The sequence below is a fragment of the Candidatus Hydrogenedentota bacterium genome (assembly GCA_019637335.1).
GTDB lineage: Bacteria > Hydrogenedentota > Hydrogenedentia > Hydrogenedentales > JAEUWI01 > JAEUWI01.
This window is the reverse complement of record JAHBVV010000004.1, coordinates 78,120-103,274: the sequence shown is the minus strand read 5'-3', so window position 1 is coordinate 103,274 and position 25,155 is coordinate 78,120. Positions and strand designations below refer to the sequence as shown.

Below are 25,155 nucleotides of genomic sequence, written 5' to 3'. Positions count from 1 at the left end.
GGGAGCACGGGGACACCACCTTCCCCGCCCTGAAAGGGCAGCGCAGTGGTGATCCAGTCCAGCGTTTCTGAAGTTCAACTGTGCTGCCCTTTCAGGGCGTACAACAAACCCGCCGCTCAAACCCCGGGCGTTGCCCGGGGCTGAAAACTGCGTTGGCCCTTCGGGCCGAAAGAATGCGTTGGCATCCAGTTCTGCTGCCGAGTATACCGTCTGCGCTACAGACAAGCTCCAGGGAACCTTACTATTCGCTCATAGGATCGCCGCCCGGAAATGAGAACCGGGCAATCGACTCATATCTGTCGTCATCGTTGCCGATGTACCTTCAAACCGGATGATCCTGATTTGTCGAGCCACGCGGGGCCACCGCCTCATTATATCGATTAATTCCCTACCGTATCCCCCGCGCTTCGAGTGCGGCGATCTCGCGCGTCCAGGCCTCGCGATCTTCCGCGGTGGCATCGGGATCCGGCAGCAGGCTGCGGCGGGTGCAATTCACGAGGGCCTGGAGGGTCTGGTAGCGGCGGGTCTCCTCGATGGGCGGGGCGAGCTGGTCGTGGATGGCATCGAGCACCCCGTCAAGGGTGAGGGGCGGTCCGAGGCGGTGGCGGGCCTTCAATTCCGCGCGGATCGCCGCGAAACTGGCTGCGGAATAGTCGGCGGTGACCAGTTTCAAGGCGCCCAGGGTCTTCTCATCCAAATCCTCCCCGAGGACGGGCCGGACCATCCAGCGGATGAAGTCGTCGCGGTCCGCGCCGTCGGGGTCGAGGACGGGGATGATCAGATCGCCGACGCGCCCGGGCCGGCGGATGTCGGGGGAGAGCAGATGAATGCGCGCGGTCATGAGGAGCCAGGTAACGCGGCCGCGCAGGCGCGTGTCGGACATCATGGCCTGGATCTTGCCCGTGAGGCGGCGCTCGGTGGAATGTTCCTCGGGCCCCACGCCGCCGAACTGGGTGTCGGCCTCGTCCACGAAGATCAGGACCTTCGAGAGCGCCTCCAGCACGCGCCGGAGGCGTTCGAAGAGCACATCGGTCTGGCCGTACCACTGGCTGCGGATGTTCTTCAACACGAGGACGACCATGTCGAGTTCCGCCGCGACGGCCTCGAAGATGAAGGTCTTTCCGCTGCCGATGGCGCCGCCCACCGCCGCGCCGGGCAGGGCGTCGTCCCCGCCGGCGGCGATGCGCGGCATGAGCTCGTCGCGCAGGAAGCGTTTGAGGTTGCGAAAGCCCACCACGTCGTCCAGGGTGTGGCTCGGGCGCTTGAATTCCACCATGTCCTCGCCGAGCTGCATCTCGATGTAGGCGCCGACTTTCTCGATAACGGCGTCGCGGGTGAGCGGGGCCGCCTGGTGCGCGGCGCCCTTGAGGAGCTGCATCAGCGCCTGGGTGGAGAGGCCGGCGGAAGCCGTCGCCAGGTCCTCGGGGCTACTCCAGAGATCGAGGGGCCCGCCGGTGGCGGGCTGGCTCCGAAACCAATTGATAAAATGCAGCCGGCAGGCCTCATCCGGAGCGGGAACAGTGACCTCCAGGAGGTGCGGGAGGCGCGCTATGCGCTGGTTGAGGAGGCTGCGGGATTCGGCGATCAACACGGCGGCGTCCCCGCCATTGACGAAGCCGGGGTCGGAGAACCAGTCATAGCAGATATTGAGGCGGTGCCGATCGCGATCGGAGAGGTGCGCGATTTCGCCTTCCGGCAGGATGAGGTCCGCGCCTTCAATAAGCACAATGAGGTTCTGCCGGAGCAGCGGCTGGCCGTTCAGTTCGCTGCGCGAGCAGAGGCAAAGCTGGCGAAGCAGTTCCAGCGCGACGGACGGCTGGCCGATCGCCTGCTGGAGCTGGACATCGAAGTCCCGTTCGCCCGCCGCCATCGGGGGGCTCCGGTCGAGCATGCGCTGGATCGCCAGGTCGTCGGCGGTTTTCCCCGTGCGCCACTGAAGCCAGGCGTCCCGGAGCCGGGCCTGATCGCCCTCGCGGACGAAGCGGATTGGCCCATTCACCTCATACACGAGGAGGATGTGGCTTGGGATGGACCAGTGGCCAATCAGGAAATCGATCAGGGGGACATAGGCGCCGCGGCTGTCGCCGGAAAGGCAAAAGAGGTCGTAGATGTTGCCCGTCAGGGCGATGGAACGCGACTGGCCGGCATTGATTATCCGGCCGGCCTCGCGGAGGAACCCGTAGGCGGGTGAGTCCATGGTCAGCTCCCCTCGCGGTCCTTATTCCGGCAGGCGCTCGGCCTCGTCCTTCTCCGGCGCGCTGGCGGCCTGTTCCGCCTCGCCCGCAAGCCCGATGAGGGCGTCGAACTCGTCGCTCTTTTCCGACTGCATCGCGTAGGCCAGGAACTCTTCCTCCAGCACGCGCGTGTTGGTTCCGCTCAGTTCCTTGGAGATGCGGGCCTCCGCCTTGACCTCGGTGCGGAGCTTGCGCAGTTCCTGAAGGTCGGCGTCGCTGCCATCCTGCGAGAGGCCGGCCAGGGCGTCCGCGATCTCCTTTTCCTCGCGCGCGGAAATCACATCGGCCACGGCGTCCTTCGATTCGGATTTAATCTTCTCGATTTCGCGCATGAGCCCCTGCATCTGGAGCTTGTGCTCCTTGATGCGCGCGCCGTAGTCGTCGATATCCTTTTCGAGATCCTCGACGTGCCTGTTCTTCTCGTCGAGCGTGGACGTAAAGTCGTTGTAGGCCGCGAGGCATTTCATATACTCGTCGTTGAGCTTGATTTGTTCCTGCGCGACGCCCTGGGCCTTCAGCTCCTCCACTTTTTTGCGCGCCTTCGCCAGGGCCCCCGCCTTAAGCTGATCGAGGCGGCGGATTTCTTCGGTCAGCGTCTTGGCGGTCTGGATCTTGCCCTCCTGCTGCGCGATCAGGCCCGCGACCGCCTGCTTGTACTGGTGGAAGCGCGCGGTCTTGTCGCGCACCACGTCGTCGTAGCGGGCCTGCATCACATGGGGGTTGGTGTCCAGATTACGCCGCGACGCGTCGATATTGCCCGACAAAAAATAGCCCACCGCGCGAAACCAGCGTCCAATTGCTCCAAACATGCGCGTCATTCCTCCTGCAAGGGCCGCCATCGGGGGTGGCCCGTTCCTCGTTCGGGGTAGTGTAGCACGGGCCGCCGTAAAAGCATAGCGCGCCGGATGGAGGATATACCGCCCGAGCCCGAAAACTATTCGTTGGAATGAACGCCGGGCCGCGCGGGTCCCGGGCGCGCGCTATTCTTCACCCAACGGTGACGGCGCGCCGGGCACGCGGGATCGGGCCCCGAGCGCCGTAAGGATATTCGCCATGATGCAGAAGCCGGTAAAGGCGAATATCAGCAGGTTCACCCCGACCAGCCCGGTAAGCAGGAGCCACCACGGGCTGACCAGCCAGGCCAGCAGCGTGCCGGCCAGCGTGAAGCTGCCCGCCACCAGCCAGATAATCCGTTCGAGATACCAGGAATCCGTTTGCGCCCAGTACATGGCATGGACCTCCGCGCCCCCTTCGGCAATCTTAATACGCGCGCACGGCGGCGTCAAGCGGCGATCGATCCGATCGCTCAGCGCCGCGCGAAGATCCGCTCTCCCAGACCCCAGGCCAGCCGGGCGACGATATAGGAGAGCGTGGCGACACAGGTGGCCAGGATCAGGGAACCGGTCCACAGGTACGCGCTGTGGCGTATAATGCTGCCAATACGCGTGCGCTGCGAAAAAAGATCGAAGGTATCCTCCACAAAGGCCACTTCCTCAAGGATATAGCGCCCGACCTTCCATGCGGTCATGTAGATTGGCGCCATGGTTACCGGGTTCGTGACCCAGCATGCGGCCAGCGCGATGGGGAGGTTCAGGCGAAAGTAGAGCGCGCCGCACGCCGCAAGGAGCATTTGGAGGGGGATGGTGGGTGTGAAAGCGATAAACATCCCCAGCGCGAGCCCGCCCGCGATCGCGCGCTGATCATGCACCCAGAGCCGGCTGTGAAAGAGCTTTTCGCCGAAGACGCGGTACACATAGGTCTCCCGCAGTCTCTTCTTCATTCGTTTCTGCTCTTTCAGGATCTTTTCAATCATATCGGGGTCCTGGCGTCGCCATTTGCTGCCGAATTGCCCGTGCCATAATGACGGTTGGTGTCGCGGAACGCAATGTTGGACGCACCGCGCGGCCCGCGGGTTTCCCTGCGGCGCCAGCCGGCGGCGGAACTCAAAATCCCCAGACCAGCGGCGCCAGCAAGGTGACCAGAATCATCATCAGCACATTGAGGGGGATGCCGATGCGCAGGTAGTCCGCAAACCGGTAGCCGCCCGGGCCGTATACCATGAGATTGGTCTGGTAGCCGAAGGGCGTGGCGAAACTGGCCGATGCGGCCACCATAATCGCCACGATAAACGGCGTGGGATTGACGTTCATCGCCTCCACTGCGGACAGCGATATCGGAAAGACCAGCACCGCCGCCGCGTTGTTGGTGATCAGTTCCGTGAAGAACGAGGTTACGATCACGACGATAAGCAATACCAGCCAGGGATTGCCGCCCGCCAGCCCGATGAGGCCTTCGGCAATAAAACTCGCGGCGCCGCTCCGGTCGAGCGCGTCGCCCAGGCCCAGGGCCGCGCCGATGACAATCAGGACGGGCCACTCGATGCCGCGCTGCGCTTCCGAGCCCGTGCAGCAGCCCGCCAGCATCATGAGCCCGCCGGCCAGCAGCGCCGCGTTGAGCATGGTCAGCACGCCGCTGGCCGCCGCCGCGATCATCGCAACCAGGATGATGATCGCGACCCACGCCCGTTCGTGCCGGCGTGGGGCCGAATTGTCGATGCTGCTTACGAGGTAAAAGTGCCGCGAGTTTCCATAGCGCTCCGGAAAGGAGGCGTGGCTCTCCAGCAGGAGCGTGTCGCCCGCCTGGAGCACAATATCGCCCAGTTTGCCGGTCAGCCGGTCGCCGCCGCGCCCCACCGCCAGCACCGCCGCCTCATACCGGTCGCGGAAGCGCCCCTCGCGGATACTGCGGCCCACCAGGGGGCACGCGGGCGAAACGACCGCTTCCACCAGGCAGCGCTGCTCGCGGGGCGCCTTCAATTTGAATACCTGGTTCGTCGCGGGCACGATGCCCGGCATGCGGTGCAGATCCGTGACCGAATCCACGACGCCGACAAATACGAGCCCATCGTCCGCCTGGAGCACTTCGTTGGGCGCCACGGCCGGGAGGATCCGGCCGCCGCGCTCAATTTCCGCCAGGAACAGCCCGGGCAGGTGGCGCAGGCCCGCCTTTTCGATGGACTTGCCGACCATCGGCCCGCCCGGCGCCACCCGCACTTCCGCAGTGTAGCGGCGAGGGTCCTCGCCGAGATCGATCGCGGCATCCCGCCCGGGCAGGAGCCGGTCGGAGACGAGGAGCACGTACAACAGGCCCACGACCGCGACCGGCAAGCCGACCCACGCAATCTCGAAGAAGCCCAGCGGCGTCAGCCCGGGCGTCTTCGAGACCAATCCATTAACCACCAGGTTCGTGCTGGTGCCGATGATCGTGCAGGTCCCGCCGAATATCGTCGCGTAGGAAAGCGGAAGCAACAGTTTCGAGGCGGGAATGCGCGTGCGCTTGCTCAAATCCTTCACCACGGGGATGAACATCGCCACCAGCGGCGTATTATTCAAAAAGCCGCTCAGCCCGCATGCCAGCGGGAGCAATCGCGCCTGCGCCCCACGAACCGTCCGCGGCTGCCCAAGCAGCGGGCTCGCAAACCGGTCCAGGGCGCCCGTATGCACGAGCCCCGCCACCACGACGAAGAGCAGCCCCACCGTAATAAGGCCCGAGTTCCCGAAGCCGGCCACCGCCGCGTCGGCCCCCGGCAGCCGATCCGTCCCGCTCAAGGCCTGCGCGGTCATGATTACGCCGATGGCCGCCAACAGTATGAACGCCGGCGAAGCCACATTGCGTATCAACGAGACCAGCACGCCGGCCACCACGCCGATCGTTAACAGCGCTTCCCATGTCATTCCCGCGTTCTCCACATTGCCTGCTCAGTTCAGTTTCGGTCTTCAGTTTGGCCGGCGGCGCCGCGCCTTCGCCGCATCGGACTCGTCGCCGGGCAAACAATACGACGCGCACAAATCCGCCACCGTCTGCCCTTCGAGCACCTTGGCCATCTCGTCGCGCACCCGGCGCATGAAGGGCCGGATATAGCACGACGCCATGTCGTCGCAGCCCTCGCAGCACACCGGATTCCGGGTGCGGGCGCAGGTGGTGGGGGCGAAGGCCCCATCCAGCGTCCGAACCACGTCCGCAAGCGATATCTCCTCGGGCGGGCGCGCCAGGCGGTAGCCGCCGGCCGGGCCCCGGCGGCTGACCAGCAGGCCCCGCTTGCGAAGCGCCGTCAGAATGCTCTCCAGGTACTTGGCGGGAATGTGCTCGGTCGCCACGATCTCGTCCGCGGACACGAGGGTGTCGGCGGCGTGCCGGGCCGCCAGCACCGCCATGGCCTTCAAACCGTATCGTGCGCGCGATGAAAACATAATAATAAATTCCTAGCGGAATTATAGGGATTATCTCCCCCGTTGTCAAGCCCCGGATCGTCGGCCGGGCCCCCGCGCCCCAACACCGCCCATAAAGAAGGGGAGCAGTTCCAACAATAAACAGGAAGTAACACATTGGCGGAATGAAGCCCCCCGGCGTGAAAGCATGTCTCGGACAAGAGAGCGTGAATCAAAGGATCGCGGACATTCGTGTCCGCGGCAATGGGAGCCGGCATCTCCCAACGAGCCCGGCATCACAAAGGAAGCGCGGACCAATGAGAGCGCCGGCGGCCCGCCGGCTGATTCAACCATGGAGCGCGGGCGCCCTGCCGGCGCTCCATGCCCACCAACTCCACTCGTAATAACACATACTGTTTCGCACGTCAGACCGCTAAAATGCTACCCCACAGTCCGGACGCGGCACTATCAGAACTTCACCCCAAAAAAAAACGCGCGGGAGACCCTGCCAACCAGGGTCTCCCGCGCCATACGGGAAGCAATGCGATCCTGCCGCGTATCAGCCAGCCGTGCCCACGTTCACGCTTACGTAGCGAACAAAATTCTCCGAGAGGGGGAATTCGTTGGCCTGCGTGGCCGGGTATCTTACAAAGCGGGCATGCCCGTCCATGTACAGGATGTTGGCGCCGCCCGGCACGTGCGTGAAGGAGGCGCTGCTGATTCGCCCGTTGTTGTTGGACGCGGCGCGGTCAAGCATGACCGGAACCTCGCTCTGGGCCTTGGCGGAGGCGCCGGGGTTGTTGATATCCGTGATCATGAAGCGCTCAACACCTTCGCGGAGGTGCAGCGCGGTCACGCTGGTTGTGCCGTCCGCCAGCGGCGTCGGCAGTGTCAGCCGCGCGTCCTTGTCGATCCAGCTGCCGATTCGGGTGACCGTCGGCACATCGTCGTCAAGCACGTCGTGAATGTACAGGCAGTTGTTCGCGTCGTTGAACCATTCGGGCCGGAAGAGTTTGGACAGGTACATGTAGCCGGGGTAGTTGTTCACGAAGTAGCGGCCGTTGTTGCAGGGGCTGTTGGGGTTACCCCAGTCGACAGTGCCGACTTCGCCCGTGGCGTCGTCCACCACCGTGAGAAACCAGCTGTTCTCCTCGTGGCAGTGTTCCGCCGATTCGCCCTCGGGATAGGGGAGGGTCCAGCCGGCCCAGCCCGTGCGATTCCCGGAGCTCGGGCACTTATTGATGTTCAGATCCGTCAGGTAATCCGGATAAATCGCGATCCCGCGCGGGCCCTGGCCCATCGGCCACACGGTGAAGTTCGGCGCGAGGCTCGCAATGAAGCTCGCATCCTTGATGCTCCAGTAGTCGATATCCGGCCACTTTTCCCCCTGGGACTCGTTGGCGTACATCTTGAGCACCAGGCCCCACTGCTTGAGGTTGTTCTGGCAACTGGCCCGCCGTGCGGCCTCGCGCGCGCGCGCCAGGGCCGGCAACAGGATGGCCGCCAGAATGCCGATGATGGCGATGACCACCAGCAATTCAATAAGCGTAAAACCTTTTCTCCTCATGACTCTCTTTCCTTTCCCTTACGTATTCCGGTTCGAGGCGCGCCGCCACTGCGTTTCCAACGCGTCTCCAATTATTGCGTATCCGGAATTCCGTGACCAATTCGAAACAGCCCGGACACGCATTCATAATACTTCCTTAATCTACGCTCCACTACGGATCCTTGCAATTGGCAGAGCTACTTTGTATATTTGTAAAACTACCATCGAGACCGGCCACTGACACCCCGTTCTGGATGGCCAATCGAGGCGCAAATCAATAAATGCCAGAACGTTGCAGATGGCGAGCGCCCCGGCGACCCGACTGTTCCAATTTCGGCAGGAATGCAAGAAACCATGACGTTTTATCCCCTGGGACACACCCTTAGAAACCGGGAGCAACAGCCGTGACTCCACCGCCCAGACCCCGCGCCATCGGTGATATCATGCAGTGGTCGCCCCGCTGCCAGGAGCACTTCTTTCCGTGGCGCGCGAAGTCGGCCAGCGGAGAAGGGGCGGCCGACATCGCCGAAGCGGGCATAACCGAAGCCTTCACGGGCTACCATCTGGAGCGCCGTTCGCCGCGATTCCATCTGCTGCTCTATTCCCTTGAGGGGGAGGGCGAGGTGTACAACGCGAGCCGTGAGTGGGAGATTGCCCGCGAACAACTCCTGATCGTGCAGGCGGGCGCGCCGTTCGGATACCAACCCCGGACCGATCGCTGGCGCTTCATCTGGTTTCACCTGCCCGACACGGAACGCTGGCGGCATCTTCATGCCCGGCCCGTGACGGTTCGAAAGACCGTGATGACGCCGCCGCTTGAACGCCTTACCGTGGATTTCCTGCGCGAATCGCGCGGCCGCGGCCCCACCGCGCAAAAGGCGGCGGCGCTCTACATCGAGCTGATCGCCCTGTACATCCACCGCGAGCTGGGCGCGCACGACGAAGAGGCGGACACGGACCTGCAGAACCTGCTCAACCACACCTGGGACAAGGTCAGCAAAGATCTGAAGCGGCCCTGGACCGTCGAGAGCCTGGCCCACGAAATGGGGCTCTCAACATCGCACTTCCACCGGCTCGTGCGGGAAACCCAGAACACATCGCCCATGAAAATGGTCACCCGGCTCCGGATGGAGCGCGCCCAGGAACTCCTGATCATGCACGATGTGCCCATCGGCGTCATCGCCGACCTCGTGGGCTACAGCAACCAGTTCGCTTTCGCCATGGCCTTCAAGAAGTTCTCCGGCGTCACGCCCGGCCAGTTCCGAAATCGCCGATAAAAAAACGTATCACTTCAGCCGAACGACGTAGCGTGGCCAATCCAGAGCGACTTGCGGAATAAGGACTATGGAGCGCCGGCGGCCCGCCGGCAGATTGCGCCACCGGCGCAATAAAGCTATGGAGCGCCGGCGGCCCGCCGGCAGATTGCGCCACCGGCGCAATACACCTATGGAGCGCCGCCGGCGCGCCGGCAGATTGCGCCACCGGCGCAATACACCTATGGAGCGCCGCCGGCCCGCCGGCAGATTGCGCCACCGGCGCAATAAAGCTATGGAGCGCCGCCGGCGCGCCGGCAGATTGCGCCACCGGCGCAATAAAGCTATGGAGCGCCGGCGGCCCGTCGGCAGATTGCGTCACCGGCGCAATACACCTAAGGAGCGCCGGCGGCCCGCCGGCAGATTGCGCCACCGGCGCAATAACACCTATGGAGCGCCGGCGGCCCGCCGGCAGATCGCGCCGGCGGCCCGCCATGCACACTGGCTCAATTAGTAAAAACACAAACTGCTCCGCACTTCAGACCGCTAACGTGTTACAAAAAAACGCGGCGGGCGGTGGGGAAGGACACCGCCCGCCCGATATGCCCGCGGGGCGGCCTCCGTAAGGAGACCGCCCCTGGGCAATGGGGGGAGCGCCTGGGGGACGCTCCCTTGGAGAGCCGTTGTGGAGGGCGCTAGCCGATGGCCGCCATGCCCGTCTCGCCGGTTCGGATTCGGACACATTCGTCGAGCGGGGTGATGAAGATCTTTCCATCACCAATCTTGCCCGACTTGGCCCCCTTGATGATCGCGTCGATCGTGGGCTTCACGAAGTCCTCGTTGACCGCGATTTCCAGGCGGATCTTCTTCAACAGGTTCACTTCGATATCCACGCCGCGGTACGACTCGTGGTAGCCGCCCTGCTGGCCGCACCCGAGCGAATTGGTGACGGACATCTTCGTGATACCGGACTCGTAAAGCGCCTGTTTGACGTTGTTGAGCTTCTCGGGCTGTATATACGCGGTAATCAGTTTCATCGTTCGATTTCCTTGTCTGGTTACGTGATGGGAGCGCGGCGGCTTACTGGTTGCTGAAAATCTGGAAGCCGGAGTAGGCCTCCATGCCGTGCTCGCCCACGTCCAGGCCCGCCAGCTCCTCTTCCTCGCTCACCCGGATGCCGACCGTGTACTTGATCGCCAGGAAGAGCACGAGGCCCGCGCCGAAGGCCCACACAAACCCCGCCACGACGCCGATCGCCTGCACGCCGAGCTGCGCCGCGCCGTGGCCGTAAAACAGGCCCGACTCCAGATTCCAGAGCCCCGCCGCCAGGGTGCCCCAGGCGCCGCAGACGCCGTGCACGCTGATGCAGCCCACCGGATCGTCTATCTTGAGCTTTTTGTCCAGCAGCAGGATGCTCAACACCACGATCACGCCGCCGATGAAGCCAATCGCCACCGAGGCCAGCGGGCTGACCCCGTCGCACGGCGCGGTTATCGAAACCAGACCGGCCAGCGCGCCGTTGAGCGTCATCGAACCTTCCGGCTTCTTCAGCACAATCCACGCGGTGACCATGGCGCCCACCGCGCCCGCCGCCGCCGCCAGGTTCGTGGTTACCGCGATGTAACCCACCATGCCGTCGCCCGTCGTCGTGCTGCCCGGATTAAACCCGAACCAGCCGAGCCACAGGATGAACACGCCCAGCGCGCCCAGCGCCATGTTGTGCCCCGGGATCGCACGCGCCTTGCCGTCGGGGCCATACTTGCCGATGCGGGGGCCAAGCACAATCGCGCCCGCAAGCGCCAGCCAGCCGCCCACCGAGTGCACCACCGTCGAACCGGCGAAGTCCAGGAAGCCCAGCCCTTCCAGCCAGCCGGCGCTGTCCGATGCATACAGGCTGTTCCACGCCCAGCTCCCGAAAACCGGGTACACGAACGCGGTGATCAGCACGCTGTACACCAGGTAGCTCTTGAACTTCGTCCGCTCCGCCATCGCGCCGGAAACAATCGTCGCCGCCGTCGCCGCGAACACGGTCTGAAAGATCAGGAAGGTAAACGGCCACTGCGCGTCGTGGCCGTCGCCGTACTCCACGCCGCCCAGGAAGAAGTCCGACGTGCCAAACCACCCGGACGGGTTCGCGCCGAACATGATCCCGAAACCTATCATGAAGAACGCGAGCGACCCGATGGAGAAGTCCATCATGTTCTTCATGATGATATTGACCACGTTCTTGGCCCGCGTGAAGCCGGTCTCCACCATCGCGAACCCGGCCTGCATGAAGAACACCAGGAACGCCGCCACGCAGGTCCAGATGATGTTCAGGTTCGTCTGAACATCCTCGGCCGTGGGGCCGGCAATCTCCTCGGCGACCGCCACCGCTTCTTCCTGCGCCATCAGCGCCGGCATCGGGCCGAACACGGCCACCGCCAGCGCGGCAAACAACAACAGGTGCTTCAATTTACCCATGCCCATTTGTACTCCTTTCATTCCGTCCAGGACCAAGCTGGAAAGGCTTAGTTTCCGCCGGCCACGCGCCGGCGCCTGGATTTAGCAATCGGTGTGCCAGTTTTAATTGTAAAGTATTTATCGGCTTAACGAGTTCGGGGTCTAATGTTATTCATCGCGAACCCGAAAACCGCCTCCGGAAAGTCCGCCGCCGCCCGGCACACGGCTCCAAGCGCAAGCTTTATGCCATTCGCGGGCATCTTCGTCCGCGCACCCGATGCGGCCTGGCGCGGGGCCGAAATTCGGGGGGATTTTTCACCGAAAGGCGTCGGCGCCGCCCGAAAAGGTGTGAATAGTGATTGCGCGTCCCCGCCCGCCATCCTACGAATCGGTAGGATCGAGCGCCGCTCCTACAAACCGGTATCCAAGCCAGCGCCAAGTTGGACCCGCGGCGGTACGGGGCCGCTACGGGGCGCAAAACAGGGGGGTTGACACGCTCCGCAAATTGCGCTACAATTTCACTGTACTTATTTTCAGTGATTATGTGTTCAGTGTTTCCTGGATGAAATCGACTGAGATGACACGACGTATACTCCATATCGACATGGACGCCTTCTTCGCCGCCGTCGAAGTTGTGCGCGACCCGTCCCTGGCGGGACGCCCCCTCATCATCGGCGGCGCCTGGGAGGACCGGCGGGGCGTGGTGTCGACCGCCTCCTACGAAGCCCGCCAGTTCGGCGTCCGCTCCGCGATGTCCCTTTCGGAAGCCCGGAAGCGCTGCCCCCAGGGCGTGTTCATGCGGGGGAACCACGCCTTGTACCGCGCCGTCTCGGGACAGGTGCGCGCCGTGTTGGAGGAAGTCACGCCGCGCGTCCAGATGGCCTCCATCGACGAAGCCTACCTTGACGTTACCGGTTCTCTCCGGCTGTTTGGGGGCGATGACGCCGTGGCGCACTTCATCAAGACCCGGATTCGCGAGCGCACCGGGCTCCCGTGCACGGTCGCCATATCACCGAACAAGCTGGTGTCCAAGATTGCGTCCGACGAGGGCAAGCCCGACGGCTATATCCGCGTCGAGGCGGGCGGGGAGGCCGCGTTTCTGGCTCCGCTGGCCGTGCGGAAGTTGCCGGGCGCGGGTCCGCGCACCTGCGAGGTGTTATCCCGCCTGGGCATACGCACGCTGGGGGAGCTGGCCGCCTGGGATACGGCGGTTCTGGAGCGCGCCTTCGGCATCCAGACCGCCATCAACCTGCAACGCCGGGCGCGCGGCCACTCCGTTTCGGAGGTGGAGGTGGACCGCGCCCCGAAATCCATCAGCCGTGAGACCACATTTCCGGAGGATGTGTCGGGGTGGGAGCCGGTGGAGCGCACCCTGGCCTACCTGGCGGAGCGCTGCATGTACACGCTTCGCGAGGAGGGGCTGGAAACCCGCCGCGTAACCCTGAAAGTGCGGTACAGCAGCTTCGAGACGCGCACCTTCGCGCGGACGCTTCCCGAGCCCACGGCTATCGATCAGCACGTGATGGCGGCGTTGCGGGAGCTGGCGCCGGCGGCGCGGGCGCGGCGGGACCGGATTCGCCTGGTGGGGGTGGGGCTGGATTTACTGCATTACAACCAGCACCAGCTACCGCTGTTTGGCGGGGTGAGCGCGGGAAACTGGGAGCGGGTGTTGGAACAGGCCGACGCGGTGCGGAGCCGGTATGGCTTTCAGTCGCTGTGCACCGGGCGCTCGCTCGGTTCCGCCGGCGTCCAGTCGCTTCGGCCCCGAAGGCCATGATACAGATTGCCGATCACACGGAGGCCTCCGCCCGGGCCGAACAGACCGGCGCGGGCGGAGGGCCCTCCGGCTAACACGATACGTAACGCATACCTCAATGAATAAGGCCCGCCGGGCCGGGAGAAGACCCCATGTACAACAGCATCAGCTACCTGAAGATCCTGCGCAACCACATCCGCTATTTCATTCGCGGCCTCTAATCCCCGCCCGCGCGCACAGGCCCCGGCGACCGGGTCATGTTGGGTTCAGTTCTGGCCGTACGGCCCGCGGACTACAGGGAAGTATGGCATTCCCGCCATAGGGGCTGTCGGTTTGGCTGGTGCGGATGCTTCAAAACCTACAATTTTGTGCTAACGCCCTACAGCGTCATTCCCGCGAACACGGGAATCCAGCGGAATTCGGAGGTTTGTGCGATCGCGTTGCTGGATCCCCGCGTCCGGGGCTGTCGGTTTAACTGGTGCGGATGCCTCAAAACCTACAATTTTGTGCTAACGCCCTACAGCGTCATTCCCGCGAACGCGGGAATCCAGCGGAATTCGGAGGTTTGTGCGATCGCGTTGCTGGATCCCCGCGTCCGGGGCTGTCGGTTTAACGTGTGCGGTGAGCGCATTTCCTACAATTTTGTGCTAACGCCCTACAGCGTCATTCCCGCGAACGCGGGAATCCAGCGAAATTCGGAGGTTTGTGCGTTCGCGTTGCTGGATCCCCGCGTCCGGGGCTGTCGATTTAACGTGTGCGGTGAGCGCATTTCCTACAGTTTTGTGCTAACGCCCTATGGCGTCATTCCCGCGAAAGCGGGAATCCAGTGGAATTCGGAGGTTTGTGCGTTCGCGTCGCTGGATCCCCGCGTTCGCGGGGATGACGGACCTGCTCATTCCTTCTATAGTGTAGGGCAAGTTAAGTAAACCGACAGCCCCCATATGCAGATCGCCGGAAACCCGAGATGATACGTGCCTTCAGCCCTGGCTGAAATTGTGGACATTCGACCTGTGGGCCTCCGGCCCAGGCGGATTTGATCCGCACCTTCGGCGCCGAAGAAATGGTATTCAGGGCCGAAGGCCTGCTTCATGCCAGCCTGGGCCGAAGGCCCAGGATTAGGGATTCGCCAGGCATGGAGGGCTGAAGGCCCGCGTCATAGCGCATGGAATGCATCGGCAATACCGAAACCGCGCCCGTCAGGAAACCTCGGGCGGCGCATCGAGCACGCCGTAGTCCACCGGGATGTGCGCGCCCTGTTCGAGGTAGCGCGCCACGATGTAGAAGAAGTCGCTCAGGCGGTTCACGAACGCCAGGATGAGTTCGGCGTCAAAAGCGGGTACCGCTTCCGTCAGCGCGACCAGTGATCGCTCGAGGTCCCGCGCCACGGTGGCCGTGATGTCCGCCTCGGCCGCGATTTCGTTGGAGGCCGACACGATGAACGAGCGCGGCAGGGTGATTCGGGCCTCCAGCGCCGTCTGGATCGCCTCCAGGTGGGCGAGGTGTCCGCCGTCCAAGTCGCCCCGGCGGTATTCCGGGTGCACGCATTCCGGGTCGTTCACCGCGGTCCCGATCAGAAAGTAGCAGTGAAGCAGCCAGAAAAGGGGCTCGGCCACTTCCTTCTGTGATGCGTCGCCGCGCTCCAGGATCCGGAGCCGCAATAGCGCGGTTCGCGCGCGCAACGCGTCCACGCGCCCGGTAGCCTCCAGAATCGGGTGGGACTTGGGGAGGCGCTGGTCGCCCAGCGTCATGGTCGTGCCGCGGTCACCGCGTTTGGTGGTTACGGGCGAGGTCATCCGTCTTCTCCTTCGGCGCCGTCAGGCGATGGTAATGCCTACGGGACAGTGGTCGGATCCCATCACGTCCTGCAGGATAAATGCGCTCTGGATCCGGGGTAGGAACGCCTGGTTAACCAGGTGGTAGTCAATTCTCCAGCCGATGTTTTTCTCGCGCGCCCGGGCCCGGTAGGACCACCAGCTGTATTGCCCCGGCTCCGGGTGGAAGTGGCGGAAGGTGTCGGCGTAGCCGAGTTTGAGAATCCGGGTCATCGCCTCGCGCTCTTCAATGTAGTAGCCGGCGTTGTTCTCATTGTCCTTCGGGCGCGCCAGATCAATCGCCGTGTGCGCGATGTTCATGTCCCCGCACAGCACCACGTTCCGCCCCTCTTTCACCAGTTTATTCGCCAGACGGGTAATCGTCTTGCAATAATCGAGCTTGTAGTCGAGACGGGCCCGCTCCGCCTGGCTGTTGGGCCAGTATCCGTTCAAGATCGTGAATTCATCCAGCTCCAGCACCTGAATCCGGCCCTCCGCGTCAAAGCGCGGGATCCCCGCCGGCCCCGCCGCATGCACCGTAAGCCCCTCGCGGACATAGGCCGCCGTACCGCTGTAGCCTTTCTTTTCCGCCGGATTGAAGTAGCTCGTGTAGCCCGCGGGGCGCAACACCTCCTCCTCCAGATCCGCCGGCAGCGCGCGCGACTCCTGAAGGCACAGGACGTCGGGCTGCGCTTGTTTAAACCAGTCCATGAAGCCGTTTTTCACCACGGCCCGCATGCCGTTCACATTCCAGGACAAGACCGTCAGCATGGGCTTTTTCCTATGGTTGGCCGCCGGGGAGAGGGGGGAACTCGTCGGGAGCATACCGGGATGCCGCCGCCGGATTCAATGCGCCGCGCCATTTTTCGCCGCCGGACTACCGGTTTTCAGGTCAACGGTGTACACTGAAACGAGGAGAAGCACCAGGAGATTACCCATGCAAACACGCCGCCCCGCCGTCGCCGGGCGCTTCTATCCCGGCGCGCCCGACGTCCTTCACGACACGGTGCAGCGCTACGTCGGCGACGCGGACGTTGCCCCGCAACCGGACCGCGTGATGGCCGTGATCGCGCCCCACGCCGGCTATCCCTACTCCGGGGCGACCGCGGGCCACGCCTTCCGCCGCCTCCTCGGCATGCGCCCGCGCCGCGTTGTCATCCTCGGGCCTTCCCACTACTTCCGTTTCCCCGGCCTTTCGATTGCGAACCGCGGACAGTGGGAGACGCCGCTCGGCGCCGTTCCGATTGACGAGGCCTTCGCGGATCGCCTCGTCGGCGCCTTCGGCACGCATCGGGCCGACGCCCACGATCCCGAACATGCGCTCGAAGTGGAGTTGCCCTTCCTCCAGCATGTGCTCGGCCCCGGTTTCTCCATCGTGCCCGTCCTGCTCGGCGGGGGGCTGGAAGATTCCAACGAGGAACTCGCCGCGTTTCTCGCCCGGCATCTCGATCCAGGCGACTTGGTGGTCGCCTCCACCGATCTGTCTCACTTTCTCTCCGAATCCGAAGCCAATGTAATCGACCGGGAATCCCTGGGGCGTGTCGTTGCCGGCGATCCAGAATACCTGCGCCGGGGCTTCCGCGATCAGGCCTGCTCCATGTGTGGGGCCGCCGCCGTCCTCACGGCGCTCCGGGCCGCCAACCTGGCCCGGGCAACCGATCGGCATTTGTGGGATTACCGGACCAGCGGGCGGGCAAGCGGCGATTCCAGCCGGGTGGTGGGGTATGGGGGACTGACCCTCGAGCGCCCGCCGGTCGCGTGACGTCGTTCGATGCGGGAATCGCGGCGCTCAATGCGGGCGAGTCCGATGCTTAGTATCCTGAACTGTTGACTTGTGCGCAAATCGCATGGTAAACTCTGATTACAAGCTCTCCTTGTGGCAAGCGATCTCCCGGGTCGCTGAGCCGCGCTCAGCCGCCCCTGCAATCTGACCGGCGGACCGATCGATTGTTGGATTACCCCGCTGAGCGTGGTAGAATGGCCCTGCGATGAAAGTTGGCCTTGCTGAACAAGGAGCACGTCGACATGGGAAAAGAAATGAACGACGCTAGCCATTGGCGCGAATTCGAAAACAACCCGCTGTCCCACTCGATGGCGCACTACCTGATGGCGATCGACAGCCTGCGAACCGAGTATGGATACGCCCGCGCGACGGACGTTGCGGAGACCCTTGAGGTTTCCCGCGGGGCCGCAAGCATGGCCCTGGCGCAGCTGAAGAAGCGCGGGTGGGTCGGCGAAGATCACAACCGATTCCTGCTCCTCACCGAAGAGGGCGAGCGCATCGCCAATCTCGTGGAGCACAATTACGTCATTCTCTCGAAGTTTTTCGAGCGGGTGCTCCGCGTGGAAAAGGATACCGCGCTGGGTGACGCCTGTAAGATGGAACATCTCATGAGCATGGAGACGGGCCAGCGCCTGCTCTGGCTCATGAAGTATCTCTTGAGTGAAGAAGAGCTTGCCGTGAAGGTGCGCGAGCGCATGCAGTCCTACGACGGCGGCTGCGGCCCGCACGGCCAGTCCGAGTGCCCCATTTGCGGGGATTCCGGCGAGTGCCTGGTGGAAACGGGGTCGGTCGGTTCGGCCTGACCCCGATTGTGGTTCCTCCGGCGCGCGCCAACAGTACGGCGGCCCGGGCGCGCGGCGCGCGTTCCGGCGGCCGAGGTGATGGGAAATGCAGACACTTGATCAGTTAAAGCCGAAAGAATCCGGCGTGGTGGCCGGCCTGCGGGGCCTGGGGGACACGCAGCAGCGCCTGCTTGAGATGGGCGTCTCCGACGGCGCCGAGGTGGAAGTGCTCCGCTATGCGCCCCTGGGCGATCCGATGGAGATCTTTGTCCGGGGTTTTCACCTTACGCTTCGCAAGTCCGAGGCGGCGCTGGTACAACTCGAAAGTAAGTAATGCCCACCACATTGGCCCTGGTCGGCAACCCGAACGTGGGGAAGACCGCCGTTTTCAACGCGCTCACCGGCCTTTCTCAAACGACCGGCAACTACGCCGGCGTCACCGTCAGCCGAACCCACGGCACGATTCATCTCGGCGAGATCAAGGTCGAACTGGCCGATCTCCCCGGCGCCTACAGCCTCGCCGCGCGCTCGCCCGACGAAATCATCGTCGCCGACGTGCTTCTCGGCCAGCGGAAAGATGAAAACCCCATCGACGGGATCGTCATAGTGCTGGACGCCTCGAACCTCGAGCGCAACCTCTATTTCCTCTCCCAGATCGTCGAGTTGAACAAGCCCTTCATCGTCGCCCTCAACATGATGGACATCGCCAAACGGCGGGGCTTCGAAATTAACTTTGACGCCTTCTCCAAGGCGATCGGCGCGCCCGTCGTACCCATTTGCGCGCACAAGCGCCAGGGGATCGACGAATTGCGCAAGGCGATCCTCGCCCTGTATCAGGGCGACCTCAAGGCCCCCTGCGACCTCTGCGTCGTTCCCGAATCCCAGGTGCGGGCCGTCGAGGCGCTTTCCGCCGTGTTGCAGGAGCAGAAGGGCCGCCTCGGCCGCGCGGTCCCCGCGCCGGAAGTCAGCCGCATCCTGATCGATCAGGGCGGCTACGCCGAGAAACGCCTGCTCCGCCAGCTCGGGAGCGGTTTCCGCGCAACGCTCGAAGAATACCGCCAGGCCGCGTTGTGCAACGGGAGCAACAGCCTGGCCGCCCAGGAGGCCCGGGCCCGGTACACCTGGGTCAAAGGCATCCTCGCCGCCTCGCTCACCCGGCCCGCCACGCGCCGCCGCAGCCGCTCCGAGCACATCGATAACTTCCTCACCCACCGCTTTTTCGGGTCGGCCATCTTCCTGGGCATCATGCTCGTCGTCTTCCAGTCGATCTACTCCTGGGCGGGCCCCGTCATGGATCTGGTCGACGGCGCATTCGGCGCGCTCGGCGAATGGGCCGGCGGCTTCCTGCCCGAAGGGATGCTCCAGAGCCTGTTAATGGACGGGATCATCGCGGGCGTCGGCAGCGTGCTCATCTTCCTTCCACAGATCCTCCTGTTAAGCCTGTTTATCGCGGTGCTCGAAGACTGCGGCTACATGGCCCGCGCCGCCTTCCTCATGGACAAGCTCCTCGGCTGGTGCGGCCTCAGCGGCCAGTCCTTCATCCCGATGCTATCGAGTTTCGCCTGCGCGATCCCCGGCATCATGGCCACCCGCACCATCCACGATCGCCGCGATCGCTTCACCACGATCCTCGTCGCCCCGCTCATGAGTTGCTCGGCCCGCCTCCCGGTCTACGTCATCATGATCGGCGCGTTTTTCCCCGACACCCCCATTCTCGGCGGCCTCTTTACCCTGCCCGCGCTTGTCCTTTTTCTGATGTACGGCGTCGGCGTCGGCGTGGCAGTGCCCATGGCGTGGCTCTTCAAGAAAACCATCTTCAAGGGCGAAAAGCCCCCGTTCATCCTCGAAATGCCGTCGTACAAGGCGCCCCAGCCCGGCACGGTCGCCAAGAAGGTCTACCGCGAAGGCAAGGAATTTATCGTCCGCGCGGGCACACTGATCTTCGCGGTCACCATCCTGGTTTGGGCCCTGGCCTACTTCCCGCGCTCCGCATCGATCGCCGAGGACTTTGACGCCCGGCGCGCCGAAGTCCGGGCCTCCGGGCTCAGCGGGGAGGCGCTGGACGAGCAGCTCGCCCACCTCGGCAATCTGGAAGCCGGCGCCTACCTGCAAAACAGCATCCTCGGGCGCGCCGGGCACTGGGTCGAACCCATTTTCCTGCCGCTCGGCTGGGACTGGCGCATCGCCACCGCCACCATCGCGAGCTTCCCCGCGCGCGAGATCATCGTGGCCACCCTCGGCACCCTGTTCAACCTCGGCGCGGACGAAGATGAAGAGTCCGCCGGACTTGTGGCCACCCTGCGCGGCGCCACGTGGCCCGACGGCCGCCCGCTGTTCAATATCGCCGTCGCGCTGTCCATCATGGTCTTTTTCGCCCTCTGCGCCCAGTGCGCCGCCACCCTCGCCACCATCAAGCGCGAGACCGGGCAATGGCGCTGGCCCGCGCTTACGTTCGTCTACATGACGGCCATAGCCTATGTGGGCGCTTTCGTGACCTACCAACTGGCCACCTTGGCCGGCCTCGGAGGGTAGCGCCATGGCCCTCCAGACTCTCGTCGTCGCCGCGTTCGTCCTCTACGCCGTCGCGTACCTCGGCCGCTACGTGTATCGCATGATGAAGGGCAAAAACATGGGCTGCGGCTGCGGCGCCGGCGGCGAATGCCCGAAATCGCGGACGGCGGATTCGAAGAGGCAGCGCGCGACCGACTAGACTTGGGGCTGCGGGATTCGTACCGCTTGGTATATCATAGATTGAGTGGATGTGATTCGGGATGTGCCAAAGGGACTTACACTCATGAACGCAAAGCAAATTGAAGTCGAAGCACTCCATCTGACGCCTGATGAGCGTGCGGCGTTGGCCCAGAAACTGCTGCTCAGTCTTGATTCTCCGGCTCCCGGCGAAGTGTTGGGTGATTGGCTGGCCGAAGCGCGCCGTCGCGCTCAAGAACTCGATGACGGGACCGTTCAAGCCGTACCGGCGGAGGAAGTCAGGCGCAAGGCGCGGTCCCTTTTGCGATGAGTTATGAGTTCCATACCGCTGCGGAGCTTGAGTATTTGGAAGCCATCGCCTTCTACGAGTTTCGGAGACCCGGTATCGGTTTGGCCTTTCTGGACGAGTTTGAAGGCGCAATGGAGATCGTGACCCGTTCACCTGATTTGTATCCGATAGAGATAGAACCTGATATACGGCGGGTGGCGATGAAAAGGTTTCCTTTCTCGATAATCTACCGACGAACAGCTTCCCGCCTCCAAGTTCTTGCTGTCGCGCATCAAAGCCGCCGTCCAAGCTACTGGCTGGATCGATTGTAGTTAGGGGAGTCCCGAGAATGGGACAATCTCAATTCATCCCGCTCACCGATACAATGCAGCTGAGAGCGAAAAGTAGACGGTGAAACGCGGAGGTGGGTTCTTGGATGGCTTGATATCCTTTGTGCCACTTGCAATCTCCCCACTCGTTGCCCACAATGGCGGCTTCATCGCGATCACAGGAGCCTGCACCATGAGAAGCGTCCTCTTCATTGCCACCATTGCCTTGGCCCTCCTCGCCACCGCCCAGGATACCCGTAGCCCCGGCGATGAACACGGGCACCTTCGCATACCCGCGCAGGTCATGAGCTACCTCGGCGCCGACTGGCTCGAACGCGACGATCGCGAAGCCATCGAGCAGCCCGATCGCGTTATCGCCGCCATGCGCCTCCAGCCGGGCGATAAAGTGGCCGACATCGGGTCCGGTTCCGGCTATTTCACCCGCCGTCTCGCGCGCGCCGTCCTTCCTGGGGGCACGGCCTACGGGGTCGACATCCAGCCGGAAATGAACGCGATCCTCGCGGAGAATTGCCGGAAGGAAGGCGTCACCAATGTCGAGATCATTCTCGGCGACCCCGACGATCCGAAACTGCCGGAGGGCGCCATCGACTGGATTCTCCTCGTGGACGCCTACCACGAATTCCAGGAGCCCGTCGCCATGCTGGAGAAAATGCGCGCCGCCCTGAAGCCCGGCGGGCGCGTTGCGCTGGTGGAGTACCGGCTCCTCGGCGAATCCGCCGCCCACATCAAGCGCGACCACCGCATGTCGGTGGAACAGGTCCTCCGGGAGTGGGAGCCCGCCGGGTTCCGGCTCCTCAAGCGCCACGAATTCCTGCCCACGCAACACCTGTTCATCTTTGAAAAGACGTCGGACTAATCGCGCGATGACCGGTGAATCCCGGGAAGGCTCCGACACGGCCCGCCGCGGCGGGAGCCGCACGATGATAGCCGTGTGCCTGGGCCTCGCCGCATTGCCCGCCCTGGCGCTCCTCTACAAGCTCTACCACTACGGCCTCTACTTCCCCTATTGGGACGCCTGGCACTTCGCCCTGTTCCTCGAAAAGGCCGCGGGCGAGGGCGTGGGCCTCGCCGATTTCTGGGCGCAACACAACGAGCATCGTTCCGTCTTTCCGCGCCTGGTCATGTATGCCCTCGCATCGCTGAGCGGTTGGAATGTGGCCTGGGAGCTCGCCGCCAATGTCCTGCTGGCCACCGCCACCCTGCTGCTGCTCGCGCGCGCGGCGTGGCTCCCCTTCCCACCGGGCGAACGGCCCTGGTGGTTGATTCCGCTATTCGCCTTCCTCGTCTATTCCTGGGCGCAAATGGAAAACTGGATCTGGGGCTGGCAGATTCACGTCTTTCTGAACGTCGCCGCCGTCGTGTTCGCCGCGCTCCTGCTCTCCGGCCCGCAGCTCACCCCGCTGCGCTTTGCGGCGTCCATATTCGCTGTCGTTGTCGCGTCTTTCTCCTTCGCGAACGGGCTCCTCGCCTGGATCGCGCTCGCGCCGCTCGTTCTTCTGCGCCCGGGAATCGCCCGCGAGGCGCGTATCATCTACAGCCTGCTCTGGATCGCCGCCGGCCTGCTCGTGATCCAGCTCTACCTGATCGACTACGCCAAACCCGGCGTGAGCCCCTCCATCGGCGCGGTGTTGCGCGCACCCCGCCAGTTCCTTGGCTTCGTTGTGCTCTACCTCGGCGCGCCGATCACCGGCCTCTTCACCCGGCTCCCATGGCACGGGGTGGCTCTCCCGGCGGGACCTCTCGATTATCTGGCCGGTGCGGTGGGACTCCTTGCCCTGCCCCTCCTCGCCGCGCGTCTCTATCGAAACGATCGCGCCAGCCTGGCCCCGATGTTGCCCTGGGCCGGCCTCGCGCTCTATGTGCTCGGCAGCGCCGCCGTCACCGCCGCCGGACGCGCGGCCCTCGGGCTGGACCAGGCCATGACCTCGCGCTACACCACCATCACGACGCTCTACTGGTGCGCCCTGGCCGCCCTGGTTGCGCTACATGTGCGCGCTTTTCCGGTTCAAGCACTCGATTGTCCGCGCCGCCGCCGCGTCTATGGCGCGCTCGCGTCGGGACTGTTCCTCGCGTTCCTGCTGGCGTCGCTCGCGAGCCAACGCGCCTGGGAACAGAACGCCCGCTGGAAACAGATGGGCTGGGAAGCCCTCCGCGCCGGCCACCTGGCCCCGCTCTACCTCCAGGACCTCTGCTGGGATCCCGTCGAACTCCGCGATCGCTTCCTGCCTATCCTGCGCGAGCGCCAACTCGCGGGTTTCGGCGGCGAAAACCGGCCCGTCGCGTTGGCGGACCGGTATGTGGACGAGGCCGAGCGCTTTGTGGAAGCGGGTCTGCTGATTCAGGCAAAGACCTACCTCGAGACCGCGTTGATACTGGACGAAAGCCACGAGCGCGCGCGATTGCGCTACCAGGAACTGCGTGAAGCGGTGGAGAAAAACCAGTGAATCGATTCCGGATCGCCCTGATTGCCCTGTTGCTGGGCCTGAGCCATTTCGCGTTTGCCGCCCCGCACCCCAACATCGTCCTCATCATGGCCGATGACATGGGCTATTCCGATCTCGGGAGCTATGGCGGCGAGATTGAGACTCCCAACATCGATCAGCTGGCGGCGGAGGGCGCGCGCTTTCGGGAGTTCTACAACGCCTCCATTTGCGGGCCGACCCGGGCCGCCCTCCTCACCGGCCTCTACAACCACCAGACCGGGGTACACACCTGGAACGGCGTCCGCAATAACCGCTGCGTCAATATCGGCGAGGCGCTGCGGCGCGCGGGGTACCGCACCATGATGGTGGGGAAGTGGACCGACACCGAATCGCCGGTGCACAAGGGGTTCGACCGCGCCTATGGCCACCTGGCGCAGAAGGGGCCGGGCAACTACTTCAAATTGGTGAACACGGCGCAACACTTCCTCGATGGCGAGCCGTACACCCTTCCCGAGGACTACTTCAAGACCGACGCCAACACGGATCACGCCGTGGAATTCCTGCGCGAAGCGGCCCCGATGGATCAGCCCTTCTTCCTGTATGTGGCCTATAGCGCGCCGCACTGGCCCCTCCACGCGCGCGAGGCGGACATCGCGAAATATCGGCAGCGCTACCGCGACCTCGGTTGGGACGCCTGCCGGGAACAGCGACTCGCCCGCCAGAAGGAACAGGGCCTCTTCGGCGAAACGCCGCCCGCGCCGCGCGATCCGGCCGTGGCCCCCTGGGCGGACGCGCCCCACAAGGACTGGGAGGCGGAGCGCATGGCGGTCTACGCCGCGCAGATCGACTGTATGGACCGCAACATCGGGCGGATCCTCGATACCGTCCGGGAGATCGGGCGCGAGGACAACACCGTGGTGATGTTCCTGTCCGATAACGGCGCCACCCAGCGCAATCCCGGCGCGACCGGGGTCAACCCCGATGGTTCGTTCTACCTGGACAAGCCCGGGAAGATCTGGCGCGCCGACGGTACCCTCACCAAACCGCTTGCTCCGGGCGTGATGCCCGGACCCGCGGATACTTTCGGGGGCTACGGCGCGGAATGGGCCCACGTCAGCAACGCGCCGCTACGCGACTACAAGGCCACCAACTACGAGGGGGGCATCCTCACGCCCTTCATCGTGAAATGGCCCGGCGCTATCGCGAATCCCGGCGCGATCCTCGATCCGGTCGGCCATGTGATCGACGTGATGCCCACCTGCCTCGAACTGGCCGGCGCCGCCTACCCGGAGTCCTACCCCGGGCGCGACCTGCTCCCCCTGGAGGGCCAGAGCCTCGTCCCCGCCCTGCGCGGCGAGCCCTGGAAGCGGAGCGCACCCCTGTTCTGGGAGTACGGCGGCCACCGCGCCGCGCGCGACGGCGACTGGAAGATCGTCGCAAAAACCGGCGCCCCCTGGGAGCTCTACAACCTCCGCCAGGACCGCGCCGAACAGCACGACCGCGCGGCGGAGGATCCCGAGCGGGTGCGGGACCTGGCCAGCCGTTACGCGGACTGGGCCGCGCGCTGCGGCGCAACGCCCTGATCGGCGC

The 25,155-nt window shown here is 64.2% G+C and carries 23 protein-coding genes; 12 read left to right on the top strand and 11 right to left on the bottom strand.

Annotated features, from left to right (window positions below):
• Positions 1-388 precede the first annotated feature (388 nt).
• From KF886_07185 to KF886_07155, 7 genes are all read right to left on the bottom strand, one after another.
• A complete protein-coding gene (locus tag KF886_07185) occupies positions 389-2,197 on the bottom strand; it encodes an AAA family ATPase (GenBank protein ID MBX3177124.1) in 1,809 nt (602 codons plus the stop codon).
• A gap of 21 nt (positions 2,198-2,218) precedes the next feature.
• Entirely contained in the window at positions 2,219-3,043 is an 825-nt protein-coding gene (locus tag KF886_07180; GenBank protein ID MBX3177123.1) for a hypothetical protein, read from the bottom strand.
• 171 nt (positions 3,044-3,214) lie between these two features.
• A complete protein-coding gene (locus KF886_07175; protein ID MBX3177122.1) occupies positions 3,215-3,463 on the bottom strand; it encodes a DUF2892 domain-containing protein in 249 nt (82 codons plus the stop codon).
• A 77-nt stretch (positions 3,464-3,540) separates the two neighbouring features.
• Complete coding sequence (locus tag KF886_07170; GenBank protein ID MBX3177121.1) at positions 3,541-4,047, bottom strand: DUF2062 domain-containing protein; 507 nt, start codon at positions 4,045-4,047, stop codon at positions 3,541-3,543.
• 130 nt (positions 4,048-4,177) lie between these two features.
• On the bottom strand, positions 4,178-5,968 hold the full coding sequence (locus KF886_07165) for an SLC13 family permease (GenBank protein MBX3177120.1): 1,791 nt from the start codon (positions 5,966-5,968) through the stop codon (positions 4,178-4,180).
• Between the two features lie 42 nt (positions 5,969-6,010).
• Complete coding sequence (locus KF886_07160) at positions 6,011-6,484, bottom strand: Rrf2 family transcriptional regulator (protein ID MBX3177119.1); 474 nt, start codon at positions 6,482-6,484, stop codon at positions 6,011-6,013.
• Positions 6,485-7,001: 517 nt separating this feature from the next.
• On the bottom strand, positions 7,002-8,009 hold the full coding sequence (locus tag KF886_07155) for a DUF1559 domain-containing protein (GenBank protein MBX3177118.1): 1,008 nt from the start codon (positions 8,007-8,009) through the stop codon (positions 7,002-7,004).
• 422 nt (positions 8,010-8,431) lie between these two features.
• Here KF886_07155 and KF886_07150 point away from each other — a divergent pair, with 422 nt between their 5' ends.
• Entirely contained in the window at positions 8,432-9,265 is an 834-nt protein-coding gene (locus tag KF886_07150; GenBank protein ID MBX3177117.1) for an AraC family transcriptional regulator, read from the top strand.
• A gap of 671 nt (positions 9,266-9,936) precedes the next feature.
• Here the strand turns inward: KF886_07150 and KF886_07145 are convergent.
• Positions 9,937-10,278: a P-II family nitrogen regulator gene (locus KF886_07145; protein MBX3177116.1), complete on the bottom strand. Its 342-nt coding sequence runs from the start codon at positions 10,276-10,278 to the stop codon at positions 9,937-9,939.
• 43 nt (positions 10,279-10,321) lie between these two features.
• Positions 10,322-11,704: an ammonium transporter gene (locus KF886_07140; protein ID MBX3177115.1), complete on the bottom strand. Its 1,383-nt coding sequence runs from the start codon at positions 11,702-11,704 to the stop codon at positions 10,322-10,324.
• 556 nt (positions 11,705-12,260) lie between these two features.
• On the opposite strand from KF886_07140, the gene dinB reads away from it, so the two are divergent.
• Entirely contained in the window at positions 12,261-13,460 is a 1,200-nt protein-coding gene (gene dinB / locus KF886_07135; protein ID MBX3177114.1) for a DNA polymerase IV, read from the top strand.
• Positions 13,461-14,635: 1,175 nt separating this feature from the next.
• On the opposite strand, the gene KF886_07130 is transcribed toward dinB, so the two are convergent.
• Both KF886_07130 and xth read right to left on the bottom strand, forming a co-directional pair.
• A complete protein-coding gene (locus KF886_07130) occupies positions 14,636-15,232 on the bottom strand; it encodes an ATP:cob(I)alamin adenosyltransferase (GenBank protein ID MBX3177113.1) in 597 nt (198 codons plus the stop codon).
• Positions 15,233-15,253: 21 nt separating this feature from the next.
• Positions 15,254-16,021: an exodeoxyribonuclease III gene (gene xth / locus KF886_07125; GenBank protein ID MBX3177112.1), complete on the bottom strand. Its 768-nt coding sequence runs from the start codon at positions 16,019-16,021 to the stop codon at positions 15,254-15,256.
• A 166-nt stretch (positions 16,022-16,187) separates the two neighbouring features.
• Here xth and amrB point away from each other — a divergent pair, with 166 nt between their 5' ends.
• The 10 genes from amrB (at position 16,188) to KF886_07075 (ending at position 25,148) form a co-directional block, all read left to right on the top strand.
• Positions 16,188-17,012: an AmmeMemoRadiSam system protein B gene (gene amrB / locus KF886_07120; protein MBX3177111.1), complete on the top strand. Its 825-nt coding sequence runs from the start codon at positions 16,188-16,190 to the stop codon at positions 17,010-17,012.
• Between the two features lie 275 nt (positions 17,013-17,287).
• Entirely contained in the window at positions 17,288-17,836 is a 549-nt protein-coding gene (locus KF886_07115; GenBank protein MBX3177110.1) for a metal-dependent transcriptional regulator, read from the top strand.
• Positions 17,837-17,921: 85 nt separating this feature from the next.
• Positions 17,922-18,149, top strand: coding sequence for a ferrous iron transport protein A (locus tag KF886_07110; GenBank protein MBX3177109.1), 228 nt, complete (start codon positions 17,922-17,924; stop codon positions 18,147-18,149).
• Positions 18,149-20,347, top strand: coding sequence for a ferrous iron transport protein B (gene feoB / locus KF886_07105; GenBank protein MBX3177108.1), 2,199 nt, complete (start codon positions 18,149-18,151; stop codon positions 20,345-20,347). The genes KF886_07110 and feoB overlap by 1 nt, the downstream gene beginning before the upstream one ends.
• Positions 20,348-20,351: 4 nt before the next feature.
• A complete protein-coding gene (locus tag KF886_07100; GenBank protein MBX3177107.1) occupies positions 20,352-20,525 on the top strand; it encodes a FeoB-associated Cys-rich membrane protein in 174 nt (57 codons plus the stop codon).
• An 84-nt stretch (positions 20,526-20,609) separates the two neighbouring features.
• Positions 20,610-20,834: an addiction module protein gene (locus tag KF886_07095; GenBank protein ID MBX3177106.1), complete on the top strand. Its 225-nt coding sequence runs from the start codon at positions 20,610-20,612 to the stop codon at positions 20,832-20,834.
• The gene (locus KF886_07090) at positions 20,831-21,124 is read left to right on the top strand and encodes a type II toxin-antitoxin system RelE/ParE family toxin (protein ID MBX3177105.1); all 294 of its coding nucleotides are present in this window, start codon (positions 20,831-20,833) and stop codon (positions 21,122-21,124) included. The genes KF886_07095 and KF886_07090 overlap by 4 nt, the downstream gene beginning before the upstream one ends.
• Positions 21,125-21,314: 190 nt before the next feature.
• Positions 21,315-21,998: a class I SAM-dependent methyltransferase gene (locus KF886_07085; protein MBX3177104.1), complete on the top strand. Its 684-nt coding sequence runs from the start codon at positions 21,315-21,317 to the stop codon at positions 21,996-21,998.
• A gap of 7 nt (positions 21,999-22,005) precedes the next feature.
• Positions 22,006-23,586, top strand: a complete 1,581-nt coding sequence (locus tag KF886_07080) for a hypothetical protein (GenBank protein MBX3177103.1) — start codon at positions 22,006-22,008, stop codon at positions 23,584-23,586.
• Complete coding sequence (locus KF886_07075) at positions 23,583-25,148, top strand: arylsulfatase (GenBank protein ID MBX3177102.1); 1,566 nt, start codon at positions 23,583-23,585, stop codon at positions 25,146-25,148. The genes KF886_07080 and KF886_07075 overlap by 4 nt, the downstream gene beginning before the upstream one ends.
• Positions 25,149-25,155 lie beyond the last annotated feature (7 nt).